19 protein-coding genes are annotated in these 19,815 nt (G+C 60.1%); 7 read left to right on the top strand and 12 right to left on the bottom strand.

Annotated features, from left to right (window positions below; translation table 11 throughout):
- The first annotated feature begins 146 nt into the window (after positions 1–146).
- Positions 147–1,049, top strand: coding sequence for a glycosyltransferase (locus NG895_RS06660; RefSeq protein ID WP_252851686.1), 903 nt, complete (start codon positions 147–149; stop codon positions 1,047–1,049).
- 259 nt (positions 1,050–1,308) lie between these two features.
- On the opposite strand, the gene NG895_RS06665 is transcribed toward NG895_RS06660, so the two are convergent.
- From NG895_RS06665 to NG895_RS06680, 4 genes are all read right to left on the bottom strand, one after another.
- A complete protein-coding gene (locus tag NG895_RS06665; protein WP_252851687.1) occupies positions 1,309–1,968 on the bottom strand; it encodes a hypothetical protein in 660 nt (219 codons plus the stop codon).
- Positions 1,969–2,085: 117 nt separating this feature from the next.
- Entirely contained in the window at positions 2,086–3,537 is a 1,452-nt protein-coding gene (locus tag NG895_RS06670; protein ID WP_341871432.1) for a pilus assembly protein TadG-related protein, read from the bottom strand.
- A 170-nt stretch (positions 3,538–3,707) separates the two neighbouring features.
- Positions 3,708–4,025 (bottom strand): hypothetical protein, encoded by a 318-nt coding sequence (locus tag NG895_RS06675; protein ID WP_252851689.1) that lies wholly within the window; start codon positions 4,023–4,025, stop codon positions 3,708–3,710.
- A gap of 276 nt (positions 4,026–4,301) precedes the next feature.
- A complete protein-coding gene (locus NG895_RS06680; RefSeq protein ID WP_252851690.1) occupies positions 4,302–4,706 on the bottom strand; it encodes a 6-pyruvoyl trahydropterin synthase family protein in 405 nt (134 codons plus the stop codon).
- A 275-nt stretch (positions 4,707–4,981) separates the two neighbouring features.
- Here NG895_RS06680 and NG895_RS06685 point away from each other — a divergent pair, with 275 nt between their 5' ends.
- From NG895_RS06685 to NG895_RS06705, 5 genes are all read left to right on the top strand, one after another.
- A complete protein-coding gene (locus NG895_RS06685; RefSeq protein ID WP_252851691.1) occupies positions 4,982–6,091 on the top strand; it encodes a M24 family metallopeptidase in 1,110 nt (369 codons plus the stop codon).
- Positions 6,092–6,169: 78 nt separating this feature from the next.
- Positions 6,170–6,661 carry an acetyl-CoA carboxylase biotin carboxyl carrier protein gene (gene accB / locus NG895_RS06690; RefSeq protein ID WP_252851692.1) on the top strand — a complete coding sequence of 164 codons (492 nt, stop codon included), beginning with the start codon at positions 6,170–6,172 and terminating at the stop codon, positions 6,659–6,661.
- Positions 6,662–6,731: 70 nt separating this feature from the next.
- Complete coding sequence (gene accC / locus NG895_RS06695) at positions 6,732–8,078, top strand: acetyl-CoA carboxylase biotin carboxylase subunit (RefSeq protein WP_252851693.1); 1,347 nt, start codon at positions 6,732–6,734, stop codon at positions 8,076–8,078.
- Positions 8,079–8,213: 135 nt separating this feature from the next.
- Positions 8,214–9,542 carry a 6-phosphofructokinase gene (locus NG895_RS06700; protein WP_252851694.1) on the top strand — a complete coding sequence of 443 codons (1,329 nt, stop codon included), beginning with the start codon at positions 8,214–8,216 and terminating at the stop codon, positions 9,540–9,542.
- Between the two features lie 64 nt (positions 9,543–9,606).
- The gene (locus NG895_RS06705) at positions 9,607–10,221 is read left to right on the top strand and encodes an inorganic pyrophosphatase (protein WP_252851695.1); all 615 of its coding nucleotides are present in this window, start codon (positions 9,607–9,609) and stop codon (positions 10,219–10,221) included.
- Positions 10,222–10,316: 95 nt separating this feature from the next.
- On the opposite strand, the gene hisB is transcribed toward NG895_RS06705, so the two are convergent.
- The gene (gene hisB / locus NG895_RS06710) at positions 10,317–10,910 is read right to left on the bottom strand and encodes an imidazoleglycerol-phosphate dehydratase HisB (RefSeq protein WP_252851696.1); all 594 of its coding nucleotides are present in this window, start codon (positions 10,908–10,910) and stop codon (positions 10,317–10,319) included.
- A 179-nt stretch (positions 10,911–11,089) separates the two neighbouring features.
- Between hisB and NG895_RS06715 the strand changes: the two genes are divergently transcribed.
- Complete coding sequence (locus NG895_RS06715) at positions 11,090–11,320, top strand: hypothetical protein (protein ID WP_252851697.1); 231 nt, start codon at positions 11,090–11,092, stop codon at positions 11,318–11,320.
- On the opposite strand, the gene NG895_RS06720 is transcribed toward NG895_RS06715, so the two are convergent.
- The 7 genes from NG895_RS06720 to NG895_RS06750 form a co-directional block, all read right to left on the bottom strand.
- Entirely contained in the window at positions 11,303–12,166 is an 864-nt protein-coding gene (locus tag NG895_RS06720) for a sterol desaturase family protein (protein WP_252851698.1), read from the bottom strand. The genes NG895_RS06715 and NG895_RS06720 overlap by 18 nt on opposite strands.
- Before the next feature lies 1 nt (position 12,167).
- Positions 12,168–12,866 carry a hypothetical protein gene (locus NG895_RS06725; protein ID WP_252851699.1) on the bottom strand — a complete coding sequence of 233 codons (699 nt, stop codon included), beginning with the start codon at positions 12,864–12,866 and terminating at the stop codon, positions 12,168–12,170.
- Between the two features lie 98 nt (positions 12,867–12,964).
- On the bottom strand, positions 12,965–13,192 hold the full coding sequence (locus NG895_RS06730; RefSeq protein ID WP_252851700.1) for a hypothetical protein: 228 nt from the start codon (positions 13,190–13,192) through the stop codon (positions 12,965–12,967).
- Between the two features lie 111 nt (positions 13,193–13,303).
- On the bottom strand, positions 13,304–14,212 hold the full coding sequence (gene rsmA, locus NG895_RS06735; RefSeq protein WP_252851701.1) for a 16S rRNA (adenine(1518)-N(6)/adenine(1519)-N(6))-dimethyltransferase RsmA: 909 nt from the start codon (positions 14,210–14,212) through the stop codon (positions 13,304–13,306).
- 92 nt (positions 14,213–14,304) lie between these two features.
- Positions 14,305–14,910 (bottom strand): riboflavin synthase, encoded by a 606-nt coding sequence (locus NG895_RS06740; RefSeq protein ID WP_252851702.1) that lies wholly within the window; start codon positions 14,908–14,910, stop codon positions 14,305–14,307.
- Positions 14,911–14,992: 82 nt separating this feature from the next.
- On the bottom strand, positions 14,993–16,426 hold the full coding sequence (locus tag NG895_RS06745) for a glycoside hydrolase family protein (protein ID WP_252851703.1): 1,434 nt from the start codon (positions 16,424–16,426) through the stop codon (positions 14,993–14,995).
- Positions 16,427–16,915: 489 nt separating this feature from the next.
- Positions 16,916–19,771 (bottom strand): pentapeptide repeat-containing protein, encoded by a 2,856-nt coding sequence (locus tag NG895_RS06750; RefSeq protein WP_252851704.1) that lies wholly within the window; start codon positions 19,769–19,771, stop codon positions 16,916–16,918.
- Positions 19,772–19,815 lie beyond the last annotated feature (44 nt).

A 19,815-nucleotide genomic window follows, 5' to 3' on the forward strand; every position in this document is an offset into this window, starting at 1 on the left:
CGGACAGCGCGCGGTGGAGAACCTTGCGGGACGGACTCTCGCAAACCCTACTGTGGGCGTCAATATCGCCTGCTCGGACAACCGAACCGTTTGCCGTTTTCTACGAGGATTCGGCAAGTTTTCCCGTTCCAGAGGCGAGCTGCATCATGTCCAGCGAAGCAGATACTGTGATCATTGTGACCTCCTTCGAGAGGCCCAATAACCTGCGACGTTCGCTACTGTCGCTATCAATGCAAGCAGGCCTGCAGAGGTTGGTGGAAATAGTCGTGGCCGACGACGGATCATGCGATCACACCTGGTCGGTGGTCGAGTCGTTCGCCAAGCAAACCGGTCTCACCACTACCTTCACCACGCACCCCCACCGCGGCTTCCAGCCGGGCCGATCCCGCAACGAGGCGGTGCTCTACTCCTGCGCTCCCTACCTGGCTTTCATTGATGGCGACTGCGTGATGCCCCCCAACTTTCTGGTGACCCACCTGGCGCGGCGCCGAGAGGGCGTGGTGCTATGCGGCGAATCGGCCCGCCTGGATCCGCACGAATCGGACCGGCTCACCGACGAGGTGATCCAGCGGTGGGCGGAGCCGCCCAACCTGACTTCGAACCAGCGATGGCACCTGCGGAAGAAAAGCTTCCGCGACCGGTTGTACTCGATGTTCAACGTCTCAATGCGTCCGCGGATGACGTCGAATCATTTCAGCCTGTGGCGTAGCGACTTCGAGTTGGTCAATGGCTTCGACCTGAACTATTTGGGGTGGGGCCTGGAAGATTGCGATCTGCAGCGTCGCTTGCAGAAGGCCGGTATTCGGTGCCGCAGCGTCCTGTCCGAAACCAAGGGCTACCACCTGTGGCATCCCCGCGACGAGTCGTTCGTGCCGGATGCCAAGAACACGGCCAACGAGAGGTACTTCAACCAGCAGAAGAACGCTGGCTGCTACGCGAGCGATGGCCTGCAACAACTGGTCGGCGGAGACACTGCCTACTGGCACTGGCAAGATGGCACGCTGGCCGATAGCAGCGAACTGCACGGCCCCAATTCGCAGGCGGCTTGAGTGACGCACGCCTGCAAGCTCATCATCGATAGCCCTCGCCTTGCCAGCGAAAAGTCGTTTTGTGGGACCAGGTCGGCGAATTCACGACCACATCCGCTGCATGCCGGTGGTGCTTTTTTGTAAGGCTCGTAGGCCGGAAGTGCGAAGCGCTCGTTCCGGCCTACGTCCTTGGCCACTACAACCTAGCGCGTGAGTCACGGGGAAGCCTTGCTGGGTGGGACAGCTACCGTCTCAGTAGCGGTCCGTTGCCAGCGCGGCATCACAGCGGGGACTGATAGATCATGTGCGTCGCGGAATCGACGATGGGTTTCTTGTCGTCTTCGGAGTCCTTGCTTTGGACGTCTGTTACAGTGAACGAGACGACCCGATTGTGTCCATGCTGAATGCCTGACTCCTTAACAACTTCGGCGACACTAAAACTGTTCAGATTGATCATGCCAGTGTTGGGGCACACGAGCGTTTCAGCGGTACTCAGGCTGGAACCCCATGTACTACTGCTGAGACCATTCAGCGACATGTAGCAATCGCCTTGGCTGACCCATATCTTTTGCGTCCAGCGTATGACATCGCCGTTGACGTACAATTCACTGGCCGGGATCTCCTGCACGCTGAGCAGCGTGCCGTTGTCCCACACCTGACACTGCACACCGCCGGGGCAAAAACTGGGTTGGTCAAAGTAGTTCCAGGTAATGACGAAACACTTGTCGTTCCCAAGCGGCACACAGGTGTAGAACTGCGGCGAGCTCTTCATCACGTCGGTGTCGTTCAGCGTCAAGGCGAATCGTATCTCGACAATGACCACTTCCTTCGGCGCGGGGGCAGCCTGCGTCGCAGTCGCCATCAAACAGCCTCCGGCCGTAGCGGCCACAAGCAGCAAGTTCAGACGCCAATTGGTGAAGTGATGGGCAGTATTCGGCATGGTTACATCCTCAATGGGGGGGTGCGATTTCTCCCGCCTCGGGGCAGGGCGATGTGGCGCCGCGACCGGTCTATGGCGTGACGAGCCTCGAACGCCTCGATAGCGCGGACCTTTTTGTCATTCGATCAGGATCACCGGTGAGTAGACGTATTTACTCGTGCCGACAGTCGTCGAAGGGATGGTGCCGTGTCCCCAGCAGGGGCCGACTTGGATGGTGACATGCTTCTTGCTCATCGGACCAGCCAGGTTAACCGACATGATGCGGATGCCCTGCCAGGCGCAGATTGTGTAGACGCAGTTCTCGCCTGGCCCGACACACGACTCGAAAATGGGAATGACGCGGGGCTCGCCAATAATGGAGATGAGCGCGTCTTCCACGCCAGCGCTAATGCCGGTGTCGCCACTCAGGTCGAGATGTCCTGAGCTATCGAGTTCGAGAGTGTCACCGTGATACGCTAAGTCTTCCGGCGAGACACCATACAGCACCTGGCGGACGATGTCGCTGGTGCTGTTGTTGGGACTGCCGATATCGACCATGCCACGGTTTCCGGCATTGGTCATGCCGCGTGGGTACAGGTCGATCTCTACAAATCCGTCGTCGCCGGCAACCACGCGCTGAGTTTCCTTGATGTAGGTCCAATTGTCCGCCCAACCAGCGGACACCGAATCGTCCAGCCAATCGCACCATGTTTCGACATCCAGTGTGATGGGCAGGATCATGACGTTGGTGCCGTCGCTGGGAATCTCAAATCCTTTGACATCGCGGATCAGAGCGGCGGTGGCCTGTGCCTGGAGTGCCTGGCTGTCGACGCCGAAGATCCGGGCGAAGAAAAGTGGTAACTCACCATTCAGCCCTGAATCGCGTCGCACTTTGACGCGAATGGCGTTGAATCTGTCGGTGGCCGTTGTATCGAAGGGGGCATTCGGGTCTTCGAAGTCGTTGATGTATCCGAACACCATGTCGCCCGTTGGCGAGTTGGTCGCGTTCGTGTCCACAACCGGTCCGATGTTCCCGACTTTGTTGGCCGTCGAGTAGTCGTTCGCCTCGGTGCGGGCAAAGGCCTGGCAATCGGCCGAATCGTATTTGTCGTTCAGTTTGTCGACGAACTCCCAGGTAGCGGCCAGTGCCGCGGCATCGGCAGTGCGCTGTACCTCTTCACGCGACGATAGGATGTAGCCGATGTCGACCGCGAAAGCGACCATGCCCACCACAACAATGGCGAGCACCGCCGACAGGATGGTAATTGCACCCCGACGTGAGTTTGCGGAATGCCTCGACTTCGTAGCTATCAGGTACATCACTGTCTCCCGTTCTCGGCCAACTACCATGCCAGATGAATGAAAAGACCGCACCATCGCGGTAGCACCTGAGAGCGGGCAATGACTGCCACTCTGTCGTGCTAATCGAAAGTCTAGTTCACAACCCAACATGAGGCGGAGGCGACCAGCGGAAAGCCTGCAAGCAAAGTTGCGCGTAAGCGCAGATAGGGTGACCGCCTTTGGGTAAACGCGGGAGAATTTGCCGATGGTGTTGCAGCAAAACTTGTTTGTGGTAACAGCCAGCTGCATGGTGCGCAATTGCGCATCAAGCCAAGATAAAAACTTGTCGACAGTCACACGAGCGACGCCACAGCCCTACTGGCCAGGCGATTTGATGCATGCAACAACGGTGATGGTGGCCGCCATGCTCCAGACCGCTTGTTCTGCGTCGCTCCCAACGTGGCAATCAAATCGGGGGCCTACTCGGCGCGTCGGAACGCAGCTGCGACCTCGTCCGCAACACGGTCTAGATCGCCGGTGTCGAAGAGGACGAAATGCTCGTAGCGAAGTTGTACGAACAGGCCGCGTTCTGACTGGGCGATGGCGAGTTCTAGAGGCAAGTTTTCGCCTTCGGGTGCGAACTGCGTCCAGCCGCTCTCCGTTCCCGCTCGCTTGAGTACGGCATGGCTGGGATTCGATACCACGAGCTCGAATCCCGCTTGCTGTACGATCTGCTTTGCTTCATCGAAGCTAACGCTTGGTTCGATGGTTCGGTCTGCAGTCTTCCAACCCCACATTGGATATCCTCCTGCGAAATGGTTCCCGTTTCCGCAAAGTTTGTGGTCGCGGCCCCACGGAGACACCGACGCCCCCGCACATCTGGGCCATTCGTCGCTACGACCGCGATATTGGCTACTGCTCCTGGCTGGAGTGATTGCAGAGACGCAAAACGGCCCACCGAACCCGCTCGCCGACCAAAACGACAGCGCGCGCCATGCATTACAAGTCGGCAGCAGGAAGATCGGGGGCGAGTTGTACGTGTGGAGGGTGAGAGTGCCTTGTTGAGGTGGTACCTAGCTCTCCCGATAGGTCGCAAAGCACTTCGGCGTTTCCCACAGTCGGGCTTCGACGATCGGGAAGCCGGCGCTCTTGGTCTTCTCGTAGATCACCCGGGCGATGTTCTCGGCCGTGGGGTTTACGTCCAACAGGTAGAGCGGCTCGCCCATCTCTTGTAGGATCGACACGGCGGGGTCGTCTTTGCAGAGGATCATGCGGTGGTCGAGATTATCGTCGATCCAGGTGGAGACCACTTGCTTGATGTCGGAGAAGTCGAGCACCATGCCCCGCTCGTCTAGCTTGTCGGCCTCGACGGTGATGATCGCCTTGCCATTGTGCCCGTGCAGGTGGCGGCATTTGCCTTCGTAGTTCAACAGGCGGTGGCCGTAGCAGAAATCGATCTCGCGGGTGACTAGGTACATGGGGGCTCGTCGGGCAAAGGCAGGGAGTGTCGAAGGCTTGCGAGCCGGGATGTCCCCGTCTCCTCCCGAAAAATGCTCCACATCGGGGAGGCTCGCTGGGAGTTGCAGCTCCATTTAGCAGGATACGGCAATTCCTATCCGGGGAGAACCGCCGAACCCGCGGGGTCGTGGCGGCTTGCCAAGGCGACTCCAACCGCAGATATTGGGGAGTTTACGCAATCTGGCCGGACGGCATTCGAATCCTCCGAGCCGGAAGCTCGCCTCCCCACGCCACGATGGCATGCAGTATGGCTCCCTTCGACGCCCGCCAGAAGAAACTTCGCAATCTGATCCGGAAGGCCAAGGCGGACGCCTTGCTGGTGACGAATCACTACAACGTCACGTATCTCACGGGGTTTACTGGCGAAGACAGCTTTCTGCTGGTCACGCAGGATGCGGCAACGCTCATCTCCGATCGGCGGTTCACGATTCAACTGGCCGAAGAGTGTCCAGGTCTCGACCTGGTGCTGCGGGAACCAGGGCAGATGATGTTGCCGACCACCTGCGAGGTCGTGGAGCAGCAGGGAATCGAGCGACTGGCGATCGAATCGGACTCGATGACTGTGGCCATGCAACAGGCCATTGCCGAGGGACTGGCCGGCGTGCGGTTTGTATTGTCCAGCGGCTGGGTCGAGAATCTGCGAACCATCAAGGACAAAACAGAAATCGACGCCACACGGCTGGCCTGTTGGCAAGCGGCCAAGGCCTTCAAGGCCACGCGGGCCATGTTGCGGCCGGAAACCAGCGAGCGAGAGGTGGCCGCCGAACTGGAGTACCAGGCCCGGCGATTTGGCGCCAAGCGGTTGAGTTTCCCGCCCATTGTGGCGGTGGGGCCGCGGGCAGCGTTGCCGCACGCCCCCCCGACGGACCGGCAAATTGGCGAAAGCGACTTCACCCTGATCGACTGGGGCGCCGATTCAGGGCTGTATGCCAGCGACTTGACGCGTATGGTGGTCACCGGTAGACTCTCGCCCAAATTCGAGAAGATTTACCAAGTCGTTTTAGAGGCACAACTTGCGGCGATTGCCGCCATCAAGCCTGGGGCCAATTGCGAGGCCGTGGACAAGGTGGCCCGCGACGTGATCGACGCGGCTGGGTACGGTAAGTACTTTGGACACGGGCTGGGCCACGGTACGGGGCTCGAGATACACGAGGCGCCCCGCTTCGCCCGGGGCCAGGATCAGGTGTTGCTCGAACCGGGCATGATCGTCACCGTGGAACCTGGTATCTACCTGCCCGACTGGGGCGGAATCCGCATCGAAGACGATATTCTGGTCACCAAGACCGGACACGAAGTGTTAACCGACGTTCCGAAGCAGTTGGAAGATTGCTGCTTGGACCTTTGATTGACGATAAACACCAGGAGCGGCCTGTGGTGGCTCGCTCGGGTCGACCTGACACACACTGCGGCGGTGGAGTAAGACATGGCAAAAGACAGCAACGGCGCGAACCCCGGCGATGTATTCGATGTGCGTAAGGTTCGTCGGCTCGTCGAGCTGATGAACGAGCACGAACTGTCGGAGATCGATCTGCGTCAGTCCGACCAACGGATCCGACTTCGCAAGGGGGGCGACCCGATCGTCACCGCGGTGCCCGCCGCGCCGGTCCCCGCCGCACCCGCGCCAGCCGCTGGGGCGCCGGCGGCCGATGCCCCGGCTGCAGCCGCCCCCGAGGCGGTCACCGGCAAGGTGATCACGAGCCCGATCGTCGGCACGTTCTACGCTTCCCCGAGTCCCGATGCGGCGCCGTTCGTGAAGGTGGGCGATCAGATTGGACCAGAAACGGTGGTCTGCATCGTCGAAGCCATGAAGGTGTTCAACGAAGTGCCGGCCGAAATCTCCGGAAAGATCGCCGCTGTGCTGGTCGAGTCGGGCGATGCAGTCGAGTTTGGCCAGCCGTTGTTCAAGGTCGAATAAGTGGCTCGCTTGAGCTAAACGCCATCGAATTTCCAATTGCCATTTCGAGTATTTTCAGCCGGTCGCCGCGATGTACCAACGCATTCTAGTAGCCAACCGAGGTGAGATCGCCCTGCGAGTGATCCGCGCGTGCCGCGAGTTAGGCATCGAAACGGTGGCCATCTACAGCGAGGCGGATCGCGACGCCCACTACCTGCAACTGGCCGACGAAGCCTACTGCATCGGCCCGGCCAAGAGCGCCGACAGCTATCTGAAGATCGCCAGCGTGATTAGCGCTGCCGAGGTAGGGAACGTTCAGGCAATTCATCCCGGCTACGGCTTCCTGGCCGAGAACGCCCACTTTAACGAAGTGTGCCGCAGCTGCAACATCGACTTCATCGGCCCCATGCCCGAGGCCATGGCGCAACTGGGCGACAAGAACGCCGCCCGCGAACTCGCCCGACGAGCCAACGTGCCGGTGGTGCCGGGTAGCGAAGGGGTCATTCAGTCGGAAGACGAGGCCATGCGGTTTGCTCACGAAGTGGGCTTCCCCGTGCTGATCAAGGCCGTGGCCGGCGGCGGGGGGCGCGGCATGCGTGTGGCGGCCAACGATCTGTCGCTCAAGTCGGCGCTGCAGCAGGCGCAGGCCGAAGCCCAAGCCGCGTTTGGCAACGGCGACGTCTACCTCGAAAAGTACATCGGCCAACCCCGTCACGTGGAAGTGCAGGTGATCGCCGATAGCCATGGCAACGTGGTGCACCTGTGGGAACGCGACTGTTCGGTTCAGCGACGTCACCAGAAGCTGATCGAAGAGAGCCCCAGCACCAGCATCGACGACGCGACCCGCAACGAGATGTGCGAGGCTGCCCGGCGCCTGATCGGTACGGCCGAGTACACCAACGCCGCGACCGTCGAATTCATTGTGGATGAACAGGGCAAATACTACTTCATCGAAGTGAATGCTCGCATCCAGGTCGAACACCCGGTCACCGAGTTGGTGACCGGCATCGACCTGATCAAGGCGCAGATCAAGGTGGCGTCGGGTGAACCGCTCGGGTTCACGCAGGACGACGTGCAGCAGAACGGCGCTGCGATCGAGTGTCGAATTAACGCCGAGGATCCCGATCGAAATTTCCAGCCTTCGCCTGGCCGCATCGAGCGGTTGATCGCCCCCGGCGGCTTTGGTGTCCGTTGGGATTCGCACGTCCACAGCGGCTACACGGTGCCGCCGCATTACGATTCGATGATCGGCAAACTGCTGGTCCACCAGCCCACCCGCCAGGACGCCATTGCTTGCATGAAGCGGGCGCTTTCCGAATTGCGGGTCGATGGTATCAAGACCACGGCCAAGCTGCACCACGAGATTCTCAGCCACACAGCATTCGTCGAAGGACGTATCGACACGACTTTTGTCGAGCGGACGTTTATGAACGACTGAACAGTGTGCAGTTGGTGTGCCAGGTGGGGCCGACTGGAGAGGGACCGACCATTCTCGACATGGCTACTGGCATGTACAATGCCGTTTCCACCGGGCGGACTACACTCTTTCACCTCGTAACTACTTGTACCAGCCATGTCAGAAGCACTCACCCGACCATTTCCCGAACAAAGTAACTTCCGCCGAGTCGGTATTCTGTTCGCCGGTGGCCCCGCACCGGCAGCCAACGCAGTGATTTCGGCCGCTGCGGTCTCGTTCCTGCGTCACGGCGCCGAAGTGATCGGCATGAAGCACGGTTATTCGAGCCTGGCGGACTTCGACGCTTCGAAGCCGCTGGAGCAGGGCAAGGACTACGTGGTGATCGACCACGCCATGCTGAGCCGCACTCGCAGCAAGCAGGGCATCATGATCGGCACCGCCCGCACCAACCCCGGCAAGATGGTGTCGAGCCCCGCCCACCTGGAAGACCCGGAGCGTGTGGCCCCGCTGAAGGCCACCTACGAAGGTCTGCGTTCGTTGGGCGTCGAGGCGCTCATCTCCATCGGTGGCGACGACACCCTGAAGACCGCCAACAAGTTCAAGCTATATCAGGACACGCTGCCGGACGATGCTCCCCGGATCCCCGTGGTGCACTTGCCGAAGACCATCGACAACGACTACCGCGGAATCGACTTCACGTTCGGCTACTTCACGGCCGTCGACTTCCTGGCTCGCGAAGTTCGCAACCTGCTGGCCGACGCCGAGGCGAATAACGCCTACTTCCTGGTCGAATCGATGGGCCGCAGTGCCGGTTGGTTGGCCTACGGTGTGGCCATCGCCGGTGAAGCCAGCCTGGTGATCAGCGTTGAGGACATCCGCGGCAAGTATCGCACCTCCGAAGAGTACACCAACCCCACGACCGGCGAGACCACCCAGCGCGACGTGATGGACCTGGAGAAGGTCATCAAGAGGATCGTGCTGACCATGACCACCCGCGAGCGGGAAGGCAAGAAGTACGGTGTGGTGGTGATTGCCGAGGGCCTGGCTGAGTTGATGCCGCAGAGCTATCTGGAAGGCATCGGCCGCGACGACCACGGTCACATCAACATCTCGGCCATCAGCCTGCACACCATTTTCGGCAAGTTGATTGCCGAAGAGTACGCACGGCAAACGGGTTCGAAGCGAAAGGTCACGCCGCTGCAGTTGGGCTACGAAGCCCGTTGTGCCATCCCGCACGCCTTCGACGTGATGCTCGGCAGCCAGTTGGGTGTCGGTGCATTCCGGGCGCTGGTCGAACAGAAGCTCAACGGCGTGATGGTTTCGGTTTCGGGTCAGTTGCAGCTGCACTACGTTCCGTTCGAGGAACTGGTCGACCCCGAAACGTTGGTTACCGTCGTGCGATACATCGAAACGGATTGCGACTTCCAGTTGCTCACCCGCTTCCTCGAGACTTACGTCAACGAAGAAGACATGCCAATTTCCTAACGGAGTTGGCCGGTTGGTGTAGAGCAGCATTGGGCGAGAAATTCACTTCACTGGGAACTGCAATATGGGATTTCCCTCGCCGTTTTATCGTTGGCGGCCGCACCCTTGGCACGGCTTGGATGTCGGGCCGCAGCCGCCTACGATACTTAACGCGTACATCGAGCTGACGCCCTTCGATCGGGTGAAGTACGAGCTGGATAAGAAGACCGGCTATCTGCGGGTCGACAGACCCAATCGCACGTCGTCGTTTTGTCCCACGTTGTATGGGTTCATCCCTCAGACCTACTGCGGCAAGCGGGTCAAGGAGATGATGCCCGGAGCGAAAGCGGGCGATAGTGATCCGCTGGACATCTGTGTGATCAGCGAGCGGCCGATTCAGAACTCGGAAGTCATCCTCTCGGCCCGCGTAGTCGGTGGCCTACCGATGCTCGACAACGGCGAAGCCGACGACAAGATCATCGCAGTGCTGGATGCCGACGCGGCCTGGATGGGTGTGGAGGATGTCTCGCAGCTGCCCAGTGTGCTGGTCGACCGTCTGCGTCACTACTTCAGCACCTACAAGATGCTCTCGCCCGACGAAGATCGCGTGAAGATCGATGCGCCCTACGGTCGCAAGCACGCCGAGAACGTCATCAAGGCAGCCATGGAAGACTACGTCGACCACTTCGGCGGCGAATAGATCCGCTGTGGGCCGTAGCCAACGAATCGACTTTCTGGCGACGCAATAGAATGCAGGCCGCGACTGCTTAGGCTGGTCGCGGCCTGTTGCTCTTGTCACTCGCTCAGCGTGCCCTTGGTGCTTGGCACGCCAGGACAGCGGGGGTCGTGTTCTACGGCCATCCTTAGCGCCCGCGCGGCCGCTTTGAACACTGCTTCGGAGATGTGGTGGCTGTTGTGCCCGTGATGCAGCACGATGTGCAGGTTGCACAGGGCGTTGGCCGACACGGCTTGCCAGAACTCTTCCAGCAGCTCGGTGTCGAAGTCGCCAATCTTGGCTGTCGGCGTCGGAGCGTTGTATACCAGGTAATGCCGACCGCTCAGGTCGATGGCCACGGTGGCCAGCGTTTCGTCCATCGGCAGGGTGAAGTGCCCGTAGCGGCGGATGCCTTGCTTGTCGCCCACGGCCTGGCGGATGGCCTGGCCCAGGCAGATGCCGACGTCTTCGACGGTGTGGTGTTGGTCGACCTCAAGGTCTCCTTTGGCGCGGACCGTCAGGTCCACCACGCCATGCTTGGCGAATAGCGTGAGCATGTGATCGAGGAAGCCCACCCCGGTGGCCACGTCGGCCTTGCCCGAGCCATCAAGGTCGATCTGGAGTTGAATGTCGGTTTCGCCCGTCTTGCGGTCGATGTCTGCGGTTCGAGCCATGAAAGGAGAGCCTGTGGGTCGTAAGGAATTCTTCTCTGTTAGCGTACCAGCCACCACCGGCCGTGGGCAGGCGTTCCGCCCCGGCATTCGGGCTTGGGGGCGGGCGGACACCGGGTATAATCGGAACAAGCGTCAGCACCCTCGCGGCATTTAGCACTTCCTTTGGCGGAGGAACTTTCATGGCCCCCATGCACACGCCGGCCCCCACACGCGACAGCGCCCTGGCCGGCACAATGACCATCGACGCATACGCTCGGCAACATCAGCTCACGCCGCGCGAGGTGCGTCAGCAGATGGGTAGCGGGCTTCTGCAGTTTGTCCAGATTCGTGGGCAGATTCGAGTGCAGCTCAAACCCGAGAGCCCGGGAAACGAAACTGCTTCGCCGGATAGTTCACCCAGTACCGAGTGATGCTTCGCCGCGGGCTGGCTGGGTACCCACCGCCTCTGGTGATGCGGGATTCGTCGCCGTCGGTTGCTGTTTCTTCGGCAATAGCGGCACGATCATGTGCCCCACGTAGTTGCTGGGGCTTGGCTCTTCGACACCAAACTCCTCCGGTTCGTGGTCGGGGCACGTATAGGTACCGAACAGGACATCCATCAGCGGGCTGATGTTCGCGTAGTTGCCCGCACGGCGGTCTTTTGCATGGTGCCAGTGATGCAGCTCTGGTGCGCCGATCAACACCCGTAGCGGCCCAATCGGCAGGCGGACATTCGAGTGAATGTAGATCGCCCAGATGCCGCGGAACGCCACGAGCGCGGTGATCGTCTCCAGCGGGAATCCCAGCACCACGGCTGGCAGATTGATGATGCCGACCGTGTAGATGGAGTCGAGCGGGTGCTCGCGGTGCGCGGCCAGCCAGTCGAGGTGCTGGGCCGTGTGGTGCACCGAGTGAAAACGCCACAAGAACGAGTTAGAGTGCTGCAGCCGGTGCGCCCAATAGATCAGGAAATCGGAGAGCAGCACGACTTCGATGGCCTGCAGCCACCAGGGTTGGGCCGCCACCTGGGCGCGAAAGCCGCTCGGCACGTAGCCATCGACCCACATATTCACATAGTACAAGGCCCACAGTACCAAGCTGCTCCACAGCAGGTACTGTCCCAGGAAGAAGCAGAGGTCGGTCCACCAGTCGGGGCGAAAAAACTTTTGGTTCGCCTTGGCGGGGAAGACCATCTCCAAGGGGCGGAACACAATGCTCAGGAAGAGAAAGCTAACCGCCGCCGAGAGCAGCATTCCGCCAAGTGTCGTCCACTGCATGTCAGCCTCCTTTCGCCTTCGAACCTTTGCCCATGGTCGAGGGCGCCGTTTTGCGAACCGCCGGTGGCGAAGTCTCGATGAGCGGCGCCAGCGACTTGCTGCCTGGCAGCATCCTCGGCGGCGAGACCGGCCCGCCTGCGGGGTTGGGGGTGAATTCGAACACGGGGGCCCGCTTCGAGCTGGGCAGAAACACCGGTTGGGAAGGCTCCTTCGAGACACTTTGCGCCGCCGCCGGGGCGTCGGCCACTGGCAGTTTCTCGGTATCGATTAGTGGTACCGCACTTTTACTGCCCCAGGCTCGCAGCTTGCCTTGATGCTGCTGGGGTGATTGCTCGATCAGGTGCTCCGGTGCGGCCATGGTCTCCGCATCGTACAGTGGCACCGCACTCTTGCTGCTGGACGCCCGCAGTACTTCGGAGCGGTCTATCTGCTCGGCGACGCTGGGCGGAGGGACGATGGAATCCGCGCTGGTGTCGAGCCCAAACGGATCGCCATGGTTCAGGCCGACCGGTGCGAACTTGGAGCCCGGCATCATCTGCGGGGGTGGTTCGTGCACGGAGCCGGCGCTTGAGTGGGGAGTCGACGAGCCACCGCGGAGATATGCGTTGAATGCTCCTGCTTTGAAGGCCACAAATCCGGCCAGCAGCGTGGCGCTCGAACAGACCACGGCCGAGCGGACAATCAGGGGGACGCGTCGCATGGATGGGGGCTCCGGGGAACTGGGATCCGCTCGCCGTTTGACGTGGTATGGCAAACAGTAGTTCCCGGCATCCGGACCGAATTATTTGGCGCGCGTCGTCAGGCCCAGTCGAGGCCGGTTTCGGCTTTGATGCGGTCCTCGAATTCGCCGATCAGGCCGCCAACGACATCCCAACCCTCGCGGCGGCGGACTTCGATGTCGCCTTCGCGGTTCACGCGGACAATGGTGCCATCTTGCACACCAGCCTCTTCGAGGTTGTCGTGGTGCAACTCGTCTTCGCTGATGATCCGGTCCAGGGTGGCCCCGGTCATTTCAATGAAAGCCATCTGCTAGATTCCTCCGAAAGATTCACGCTCACCGCCGAGACGGATTGTAGCACAAATTGGGGGGCAGGGGACCCGCGGGGAATAATTGGGCCCTCGGTCGCTGGGCGTTGCCTAAAGCTTCCAGGCCGGCGCCACGGCGCGAACCTTTTCCGTAAACGCCAGCAGGGTTTCGACGGCGAGTTGCTCGGTGCGTGTGTCCGGCCCAAAGTCCATCTCGTCCATCAACTGGTCGACTTGTTCTTTGTTCAGGTGCTTCTTCATCGCCGCCACGACATTGGCCCGCAGGAACTTGCGGCGGTGCAGGAAGATCGACCTGACGAACTGGTGAAAGTAGGTTGGATCGGGAATCGAGTTGCGTTTCTCTTCGTTCACCACGATACGAATGATCGCCGAGTCGACCTTCGGCCGCGGCCAGAACACGCTGGGGGCCATCACCCGGACGATTTCGCAGTCGCATTGCGCCTGCATCCACACGCTCAGGGCGCTGTAATCCTTTGTCCATGGTTGGGCGACGATTCGCTCGGCCACTTCCTTCTGGATCGTGGCCACCATCGAGTGGGGCGTGTGCTCGCACGACAGCAGGTTCGACAGAATCGGCGTTGCCACGTTGTACGGCAGGTTGGCCACCAGCTTTAGCCGGCTGTCGGGCACCGCGGCCAGCCGCCCGCCGAGGGTGTCCAGCACCTCAGGGTTAAAGTGGTTCTTGTTCTTCAGGGCGTCGGTGTGCAGCATGGTCACGTTGTCGAACTCCAGCAATTGTTCGCTGGCCAGTTCGTACAGGTGCCCGTCGATCTCCACCGTAACCACCTGGGCCGCCTGCTGGGCCATCATCGCCGTGAGCGAACCGGTGCCGGTGCCGACCTCCAGAACCACGTCGCGTCGATCGAGCTCGGCCGAGTCGACGATCATCTGCACCAGGTTCAGGTCGATCAGGAAGTTCTGCCCATGGCGCGAAGCGGGCTCGACTCCGATTTCGCGGAGCCGCTGCATGAGGAACGATTTGGTTTGGCGCTCGGACACTAGGTTGAGAGTTTGGAGTTGGAGTTTGGAGGAAATGTCATGCTGAAGGAGCCTAGGCGACTGAAGGATCTACGTTGCGACACCCAGTAGACTCAGTTCGTCGGAGTGCCTGACCCCTCGAGTTGCCGCTCCACGTACTTGGCCAGCACATCGGTTTCGATGTTCACCGTGTCGCCCACCTTGCGGAGGCCCAGCGTGGTGACTGACAGGGTGTGGGGAATCAGGGCAATGCTGAATCGCTCGTCTTCCACGTCCACCAGCGTCAGGCTCACCCCATCCACGGCCACCGAACCCTTGCTGGCCATCTGTTTGGTCAGCCGCTGGGGGACGCGGAACCACATGGTCGACCACTCGGCGTCGTCGATCCGTTGGTCGACGGTGGCCAGACCGTCGATGTGCCCGGTGACCAGATGGCCGCCGATCTCGTCGCCCATCTTCAGCGAGGTCTCCAGATTCAGGCGGTCGCCCGGCTGCAGCTTGCCCAGGTTGGTCCGCGAGAGAGTTTCCTCGCCCGCCTGGAAGCTGATCAAATCGCCCTCGACCTCGACCACGGTCAGGCAGCATCCGTTGTTGGCGATGCTGGCGCCCACCTCGGTGCCGGCCGCCATCTCCGGCTCGCGAACCACCAATCTCACGCCACCTGGTTCGGCAATGAGTTGGGCGACTTCCGCAAGGCTTTGGACGAGTCCGGTAAACATGGCTGCAACGTAGGTTGGCGAATGAGTGGGTCGGGGAAACTTGCATTGTACCCCGGCTCGCCAAGCTCCGAAACGGACCCATTTACTCGCCGGAGGGCTCTACCACCACGCCCTGATACAGGCCGCCGAAGTTGATGTGGCCCCAGCCTCCGGTGCCCTTATCGACCACTCGCAAGCGGACCGTCTGGCCGACGAAAGCCGACGTGTTTAGCACGTGATTCTGCATCGTGTTCGAGTCGACCGCCGGGCTGAATCGCGCCAGGCGTCCGCCCGTCTCTTCGTCGATCAGCTCGCAGTACAGACGCCGACTGTCCGAACCGCCCGACAGCTTTGCGATGTGCCAGGGAGCTTCCACGCGGAACGCAGGCGATTCGATGACGCCCGTCAGATCGTCGTCGAAGCTGCCACCTTCCAGCTCGGCCGTACCGATGAAGTGCGTCATGGGAGCAGCGAAGCCGCTGCGGCTCGACTGGGTGAACACTGCGGGCAGGTTGCCTTCAGTGACTTGCCAGTTGCCACGCTGTTCGGGCGACTCGAAGTCGAACACCAATTCACCTTGCTTCGGCGGCAACGTCCAACCGAGCTTGGCGATGCGGACGCCATCGAGCTTCGGGTTGAGCGCTGCGATGTAGTCCTGACCTTGGTGGTCGATCACCAACTCGGGCGCGGCGACCGGCATCTCGCCCACCAGGTAGAGTCGATCTTGATTGAGGCCGAAGTTCAGTGGATCGGTCGAACTGTAGATTGAAGTGCGGCTGCTGATGCCGTAGTCCTGCGTGCGGAGCAAGTAGAAACGGCCATGCTTGCGCACCACGTGCGGGCACTCGGCCGCAAACGGATCGACACCCGCTGCACCGCCGAAGGCCACGTTGGTCGACTCGCTCCAATGCTTCAGATCGTCGGAGGTACGGCAGTACACTGCGCCCTGACGATTGGGATAGGCCGTGTAGTAGCCGTACCATTTGCCATCGTGCTCCAGCGCTACGATGTCGCGAGTGTTGGTTCCCAGCCCCTCGCTGAACAGCCCGGTGGTGCCGTTGGGGCGGACGTAGCGTTCGAAGTTCTTGCCGTCCTTACTGGTGGCCAGGCAGATGTTCTCCCAGTCGCCATATAGCATGTGGTACTGGTCGTTGTGCTGCACCACGTGCGGCGCCTGCATGCCGCCGGGGGTCTCGCCGTATTTGGGTTCGGCCATCCACCGAATACCGGTCGATTTCCAGTCGCTGTCAGTTATCGAGTCGGCCTCCCAACCGGCCAGCAGCCGGGTGTTGCCACCGCAAGCGGTCTTGCGAATGCAACTCCACAGTTGCCAGGTGCCATCGGCCGCCTGCCAGACGGCAAAGTCGACGGGCTGCTGACGATCGGTCGTGTACTCGCCTAAATCGGGATTGCCCGCCACCTGCCACCAAGGGCCATCGATGTAAGGCAGCATCACGGGCTCGTCGGCCACAGCGGCACGACCGAGCATGAAAGCAGCCAGCACAACTACCAAGCACAGCAAAATATTTCGACGCATCACGGACTCGCTAACAGGAACAGGGGAGGGCAGGTTCAGCACGCCGCCTATCTTGCCGCCGGGCTCCGGCAAACTCAACCAACATTCGTCCCCCCGCCGCGGTTCGCCAGGCGCCGTCCGCACGGGGGCCTGGCCGTATTGGGCCAATGCAGGGGAACAACGATTCACGGGCCCAAAACTCGGTCGATTCGGGAGGCGGGGGCGTGCGTAAGTCCTTTTATATAAGCGGTTTATGGCATCGAAAATGCCAGGTTAGCCGAGAGTTTTGGTACAGGTTGGCGCCCCGGTGGGACAAAACCCTTGGGAAGGAAAGTAGCAACTTGGGGGGAGTCAGAGTCGCCGTAAAAGCGGAACACGCCGAATGGAAATAATGAAAGATCGCCGACGATAGATTTCCCCATGCCGGACGATCCCGCGCAGCACGACACCTCGCCACCACCAACGGCCAAGTCGCCCAACCGCCGACGCGAGCAGAGTGCCGCGCTATTATTAGATCAGGTCACTACCGGAGTTCAACGGCGTTTTTCTTACACCGACTTGGCGAGCTTGCACTACCCAGGCGGCAAGACCGATTGCCACCCATGCCAGAAACACCCCCGCAGGCTCGGGCACCGCTGACACCAGAGTGACTTCGCCCGTGGTGTACAGAGCGGAGGTGTCCCACGTCGCCCGCGGATCGGCGACAATCGTGGCAAATTCACCATGGGGATCGACACCCGTCCAGTTGAACAGTTGGAATGTGGTGCCGATCAATCTTCGCGGAGCGACGTGCCCGTCGAACAGAAGTTCTAGAGTACCTGCCAGTTCGACGGGGATGGCCGATTCGTAGTGGACCGTCGACCCCCACTGGTCGTCTTCGAAGACGATGCGGAGCGTTCCGTCGGTGTGGATGGACATCGCCTGGGTGACGACAATGGGGATATCGCCGATGGGCTCTGATTTGTACCGAGGGATCAACTCCGGGTCGAAGTCCCACAGTCGCATCGTCTCGCTGGCCTCGATGTGGAGGCCTTCGATGTGGCCGTCGGGGTAGATGAAGTTGTGCTTGATGATATCGGAAGTATCAAGGGCGCCACCCCGAGTGTCAGCACCGCTCAGATTGGTACCTATCAACCTTCCAGAAGGCAACCAGTCGGTTGAAAACCAGGTGCTGGCCAGATTTGCTCCACGAAGGTCGGCGCCAACCATTGTCAGCGCACCGAACTCGCACCCGACCAGCTTTATGCCCGATAGATCCCAATTGCCTGGGATTGGACTGGCCAACTGAATTCCGGACAGGTCGCTTATCTCGTAACTCAGGGTGGAGTAGAGTTGTGACGGAGTGAAGATCGAATCGCGCGTATGGAAGAACCGGGTCCCGCGAATGTCGGCTCCGCTAAAATCAGCGCCAACGTAGTCTATTTCTTGAAAGCGAGCATTCGTAATATTCGCTCCAGTAAAGTCTGCGCCGGCAAGGGAGCCGAACATGAAGAATGCCTCGTGCAGGTTGACCTTGGTCATGTTGGCCTCGGCTAGATCGGCTCCCACGATGGATGACTGTCTGAGGTTCTGGCCTTCGAGATTCCAACCGCCGAGATCGCTATTGGTAAACCTAACACCACTGAGATCGCCGGTTTTGTAGCTTGCAGTGCTGTAGAGCTGGGCAGCGGAAATGGCATTGTTCCCTCCACCGTGGGTGGTCCCAGATACGATCGCATCGGTGAAATCGATACCAGTGAGCGTAGCGCCAGTGAGATTCGCATCAGTGAGGTTAATTCCACGGAAATCGCAGCCGGCGAGGTCGTTTTCGCGAAGGTCGATACCAGTCAGGTCACCTGACTGGTAGCTGGCCGTGGAGTAGAGTTGCGTTACCGATATTCCCGCGCCCGATGTCGACGTCTTATGAAAATTGGCCTTGCGAACTTCTGCTCCAGCGAAGTTTACTCCAGTCAGCGTGGCACCCTGAAACGACGCTCCCGTGAGGTCTTTCCCTGCAAAGTCCCAGTTGGTGAGGTCGTTGTAGCTTAAATCCATCTCGACGAGGTCGCCTGTCTGATAGCTCTCGGTCGAATATAAACGTTCCGATGTGAACCCTCGCGTGGTTGTCGACGCGAAGCTCGCCCCGCGTACTTTGGCAGCGGCGACGTTGGTGTCTTGCAGGTAGGCGCCTTTGAGGACGGCCCCCGTCAGGTCGGCGCCGCTGAGGTTGGCGCCCTGTAAAGATGAGGATCCCAAGTTGGCGTAAGCGAGTTGCTGATCGGCGAGATCCAGATTCCTAAGATTGCCGCTCGTGAAATTAATTCCCGCTAGGTCGCCGACTTTGTAGCTGGCAGTGGAGTATAGCTGGGTAGCTGTCAGGTCAGTATGTGCAAAAGATAACCCAGCGATCACTGCGTCGGAGAAGTCAGCAGTCGCTAGACTTGCATAACTGAAGTTGGCGTTCGTCAAGTTTGCACGGCTGAAGTCGGCGCCGTTTAGCCATGCGCTTTCAAATCCACTATCAGTCAGGTTCTGCCCGGCGAAGTCCCAATCTCTGAGATCGCACTCGTGCAGGATTATCCCTTCTAGATCGGCGTCCTTATAACTGCGCGTGGAATAGAGTTGGTCATTTGTGATTCTCCCATGCGTCCAGTAGGGGAATGGCATCCTATGAATCGGCGCATCATTGAATATCGCCCCGCGAACGTCCGCATCAATGAATGACGCTTTGTCGACTGTCGAATCAATGAAACTAGCATGGCGGAGATCGGCGCCACTAAGATCTGCTCCATCTAGTCCTGCTAGATCGAAATTCGCATAGGTCAAGTTCTGATCGGCAAAATCCCAGTTCGCCAAATCGTTGCGTTCTAAGCTTATGCCTGTCAGATCGCCGCGCTTATAGCTGGCGGTCGAGTAGATTTGCTCCGGCGAGAGTCCGCCGTCCGTTGTGTTTCCAAAGCTAGTGTTCCGAATTTCTGCATTGGTGAAGTCGGTGCCAGTCAACGTTGCTCCCGAGAAGTGAGCACCTGCCAGGTTCGTGCTGCGAAGATGCGCAGATTCCAAGTTGCTCCCGATGAATCTCACGTAACGCAGATTGCTGCTACTGAAATCGGCGTTGACCAACGTCGTGTTGTAGAAAAAGGCTCCTGAGAGTTGTGCACCGCTCAGGTAAGCCTTCGTGAGGTCACCAGAGGAGCCAATCATTCGCGGCAATGGCACCAACCCTGCCCCATCTGGCGCAAGCGTTGTCGACTGTTGCCGGCCCTGCGAGGGATCGGTAGGGTCGATGTACTCCCATTGATAAATGTCTGCGCGGGCCGGTGTCGGACCCCAGCCAGCTTGTAGCGCTAGCGCCGTAGCACAGCACCATAACAGTAAACGTGTCATCGGATTGCTCGAAATAACAGGAATGAATCAATGAAAAAGCAATG

Source organism: Aeoliella straminimaris (assembly GCF_024054565.1).
Classification (GTDB): Bacteria; Planctomycetota; Planctomycetia; order Pirellulales; family Lacipirellulaceae; genus Aeoliella; species Aeoliella straminimaris.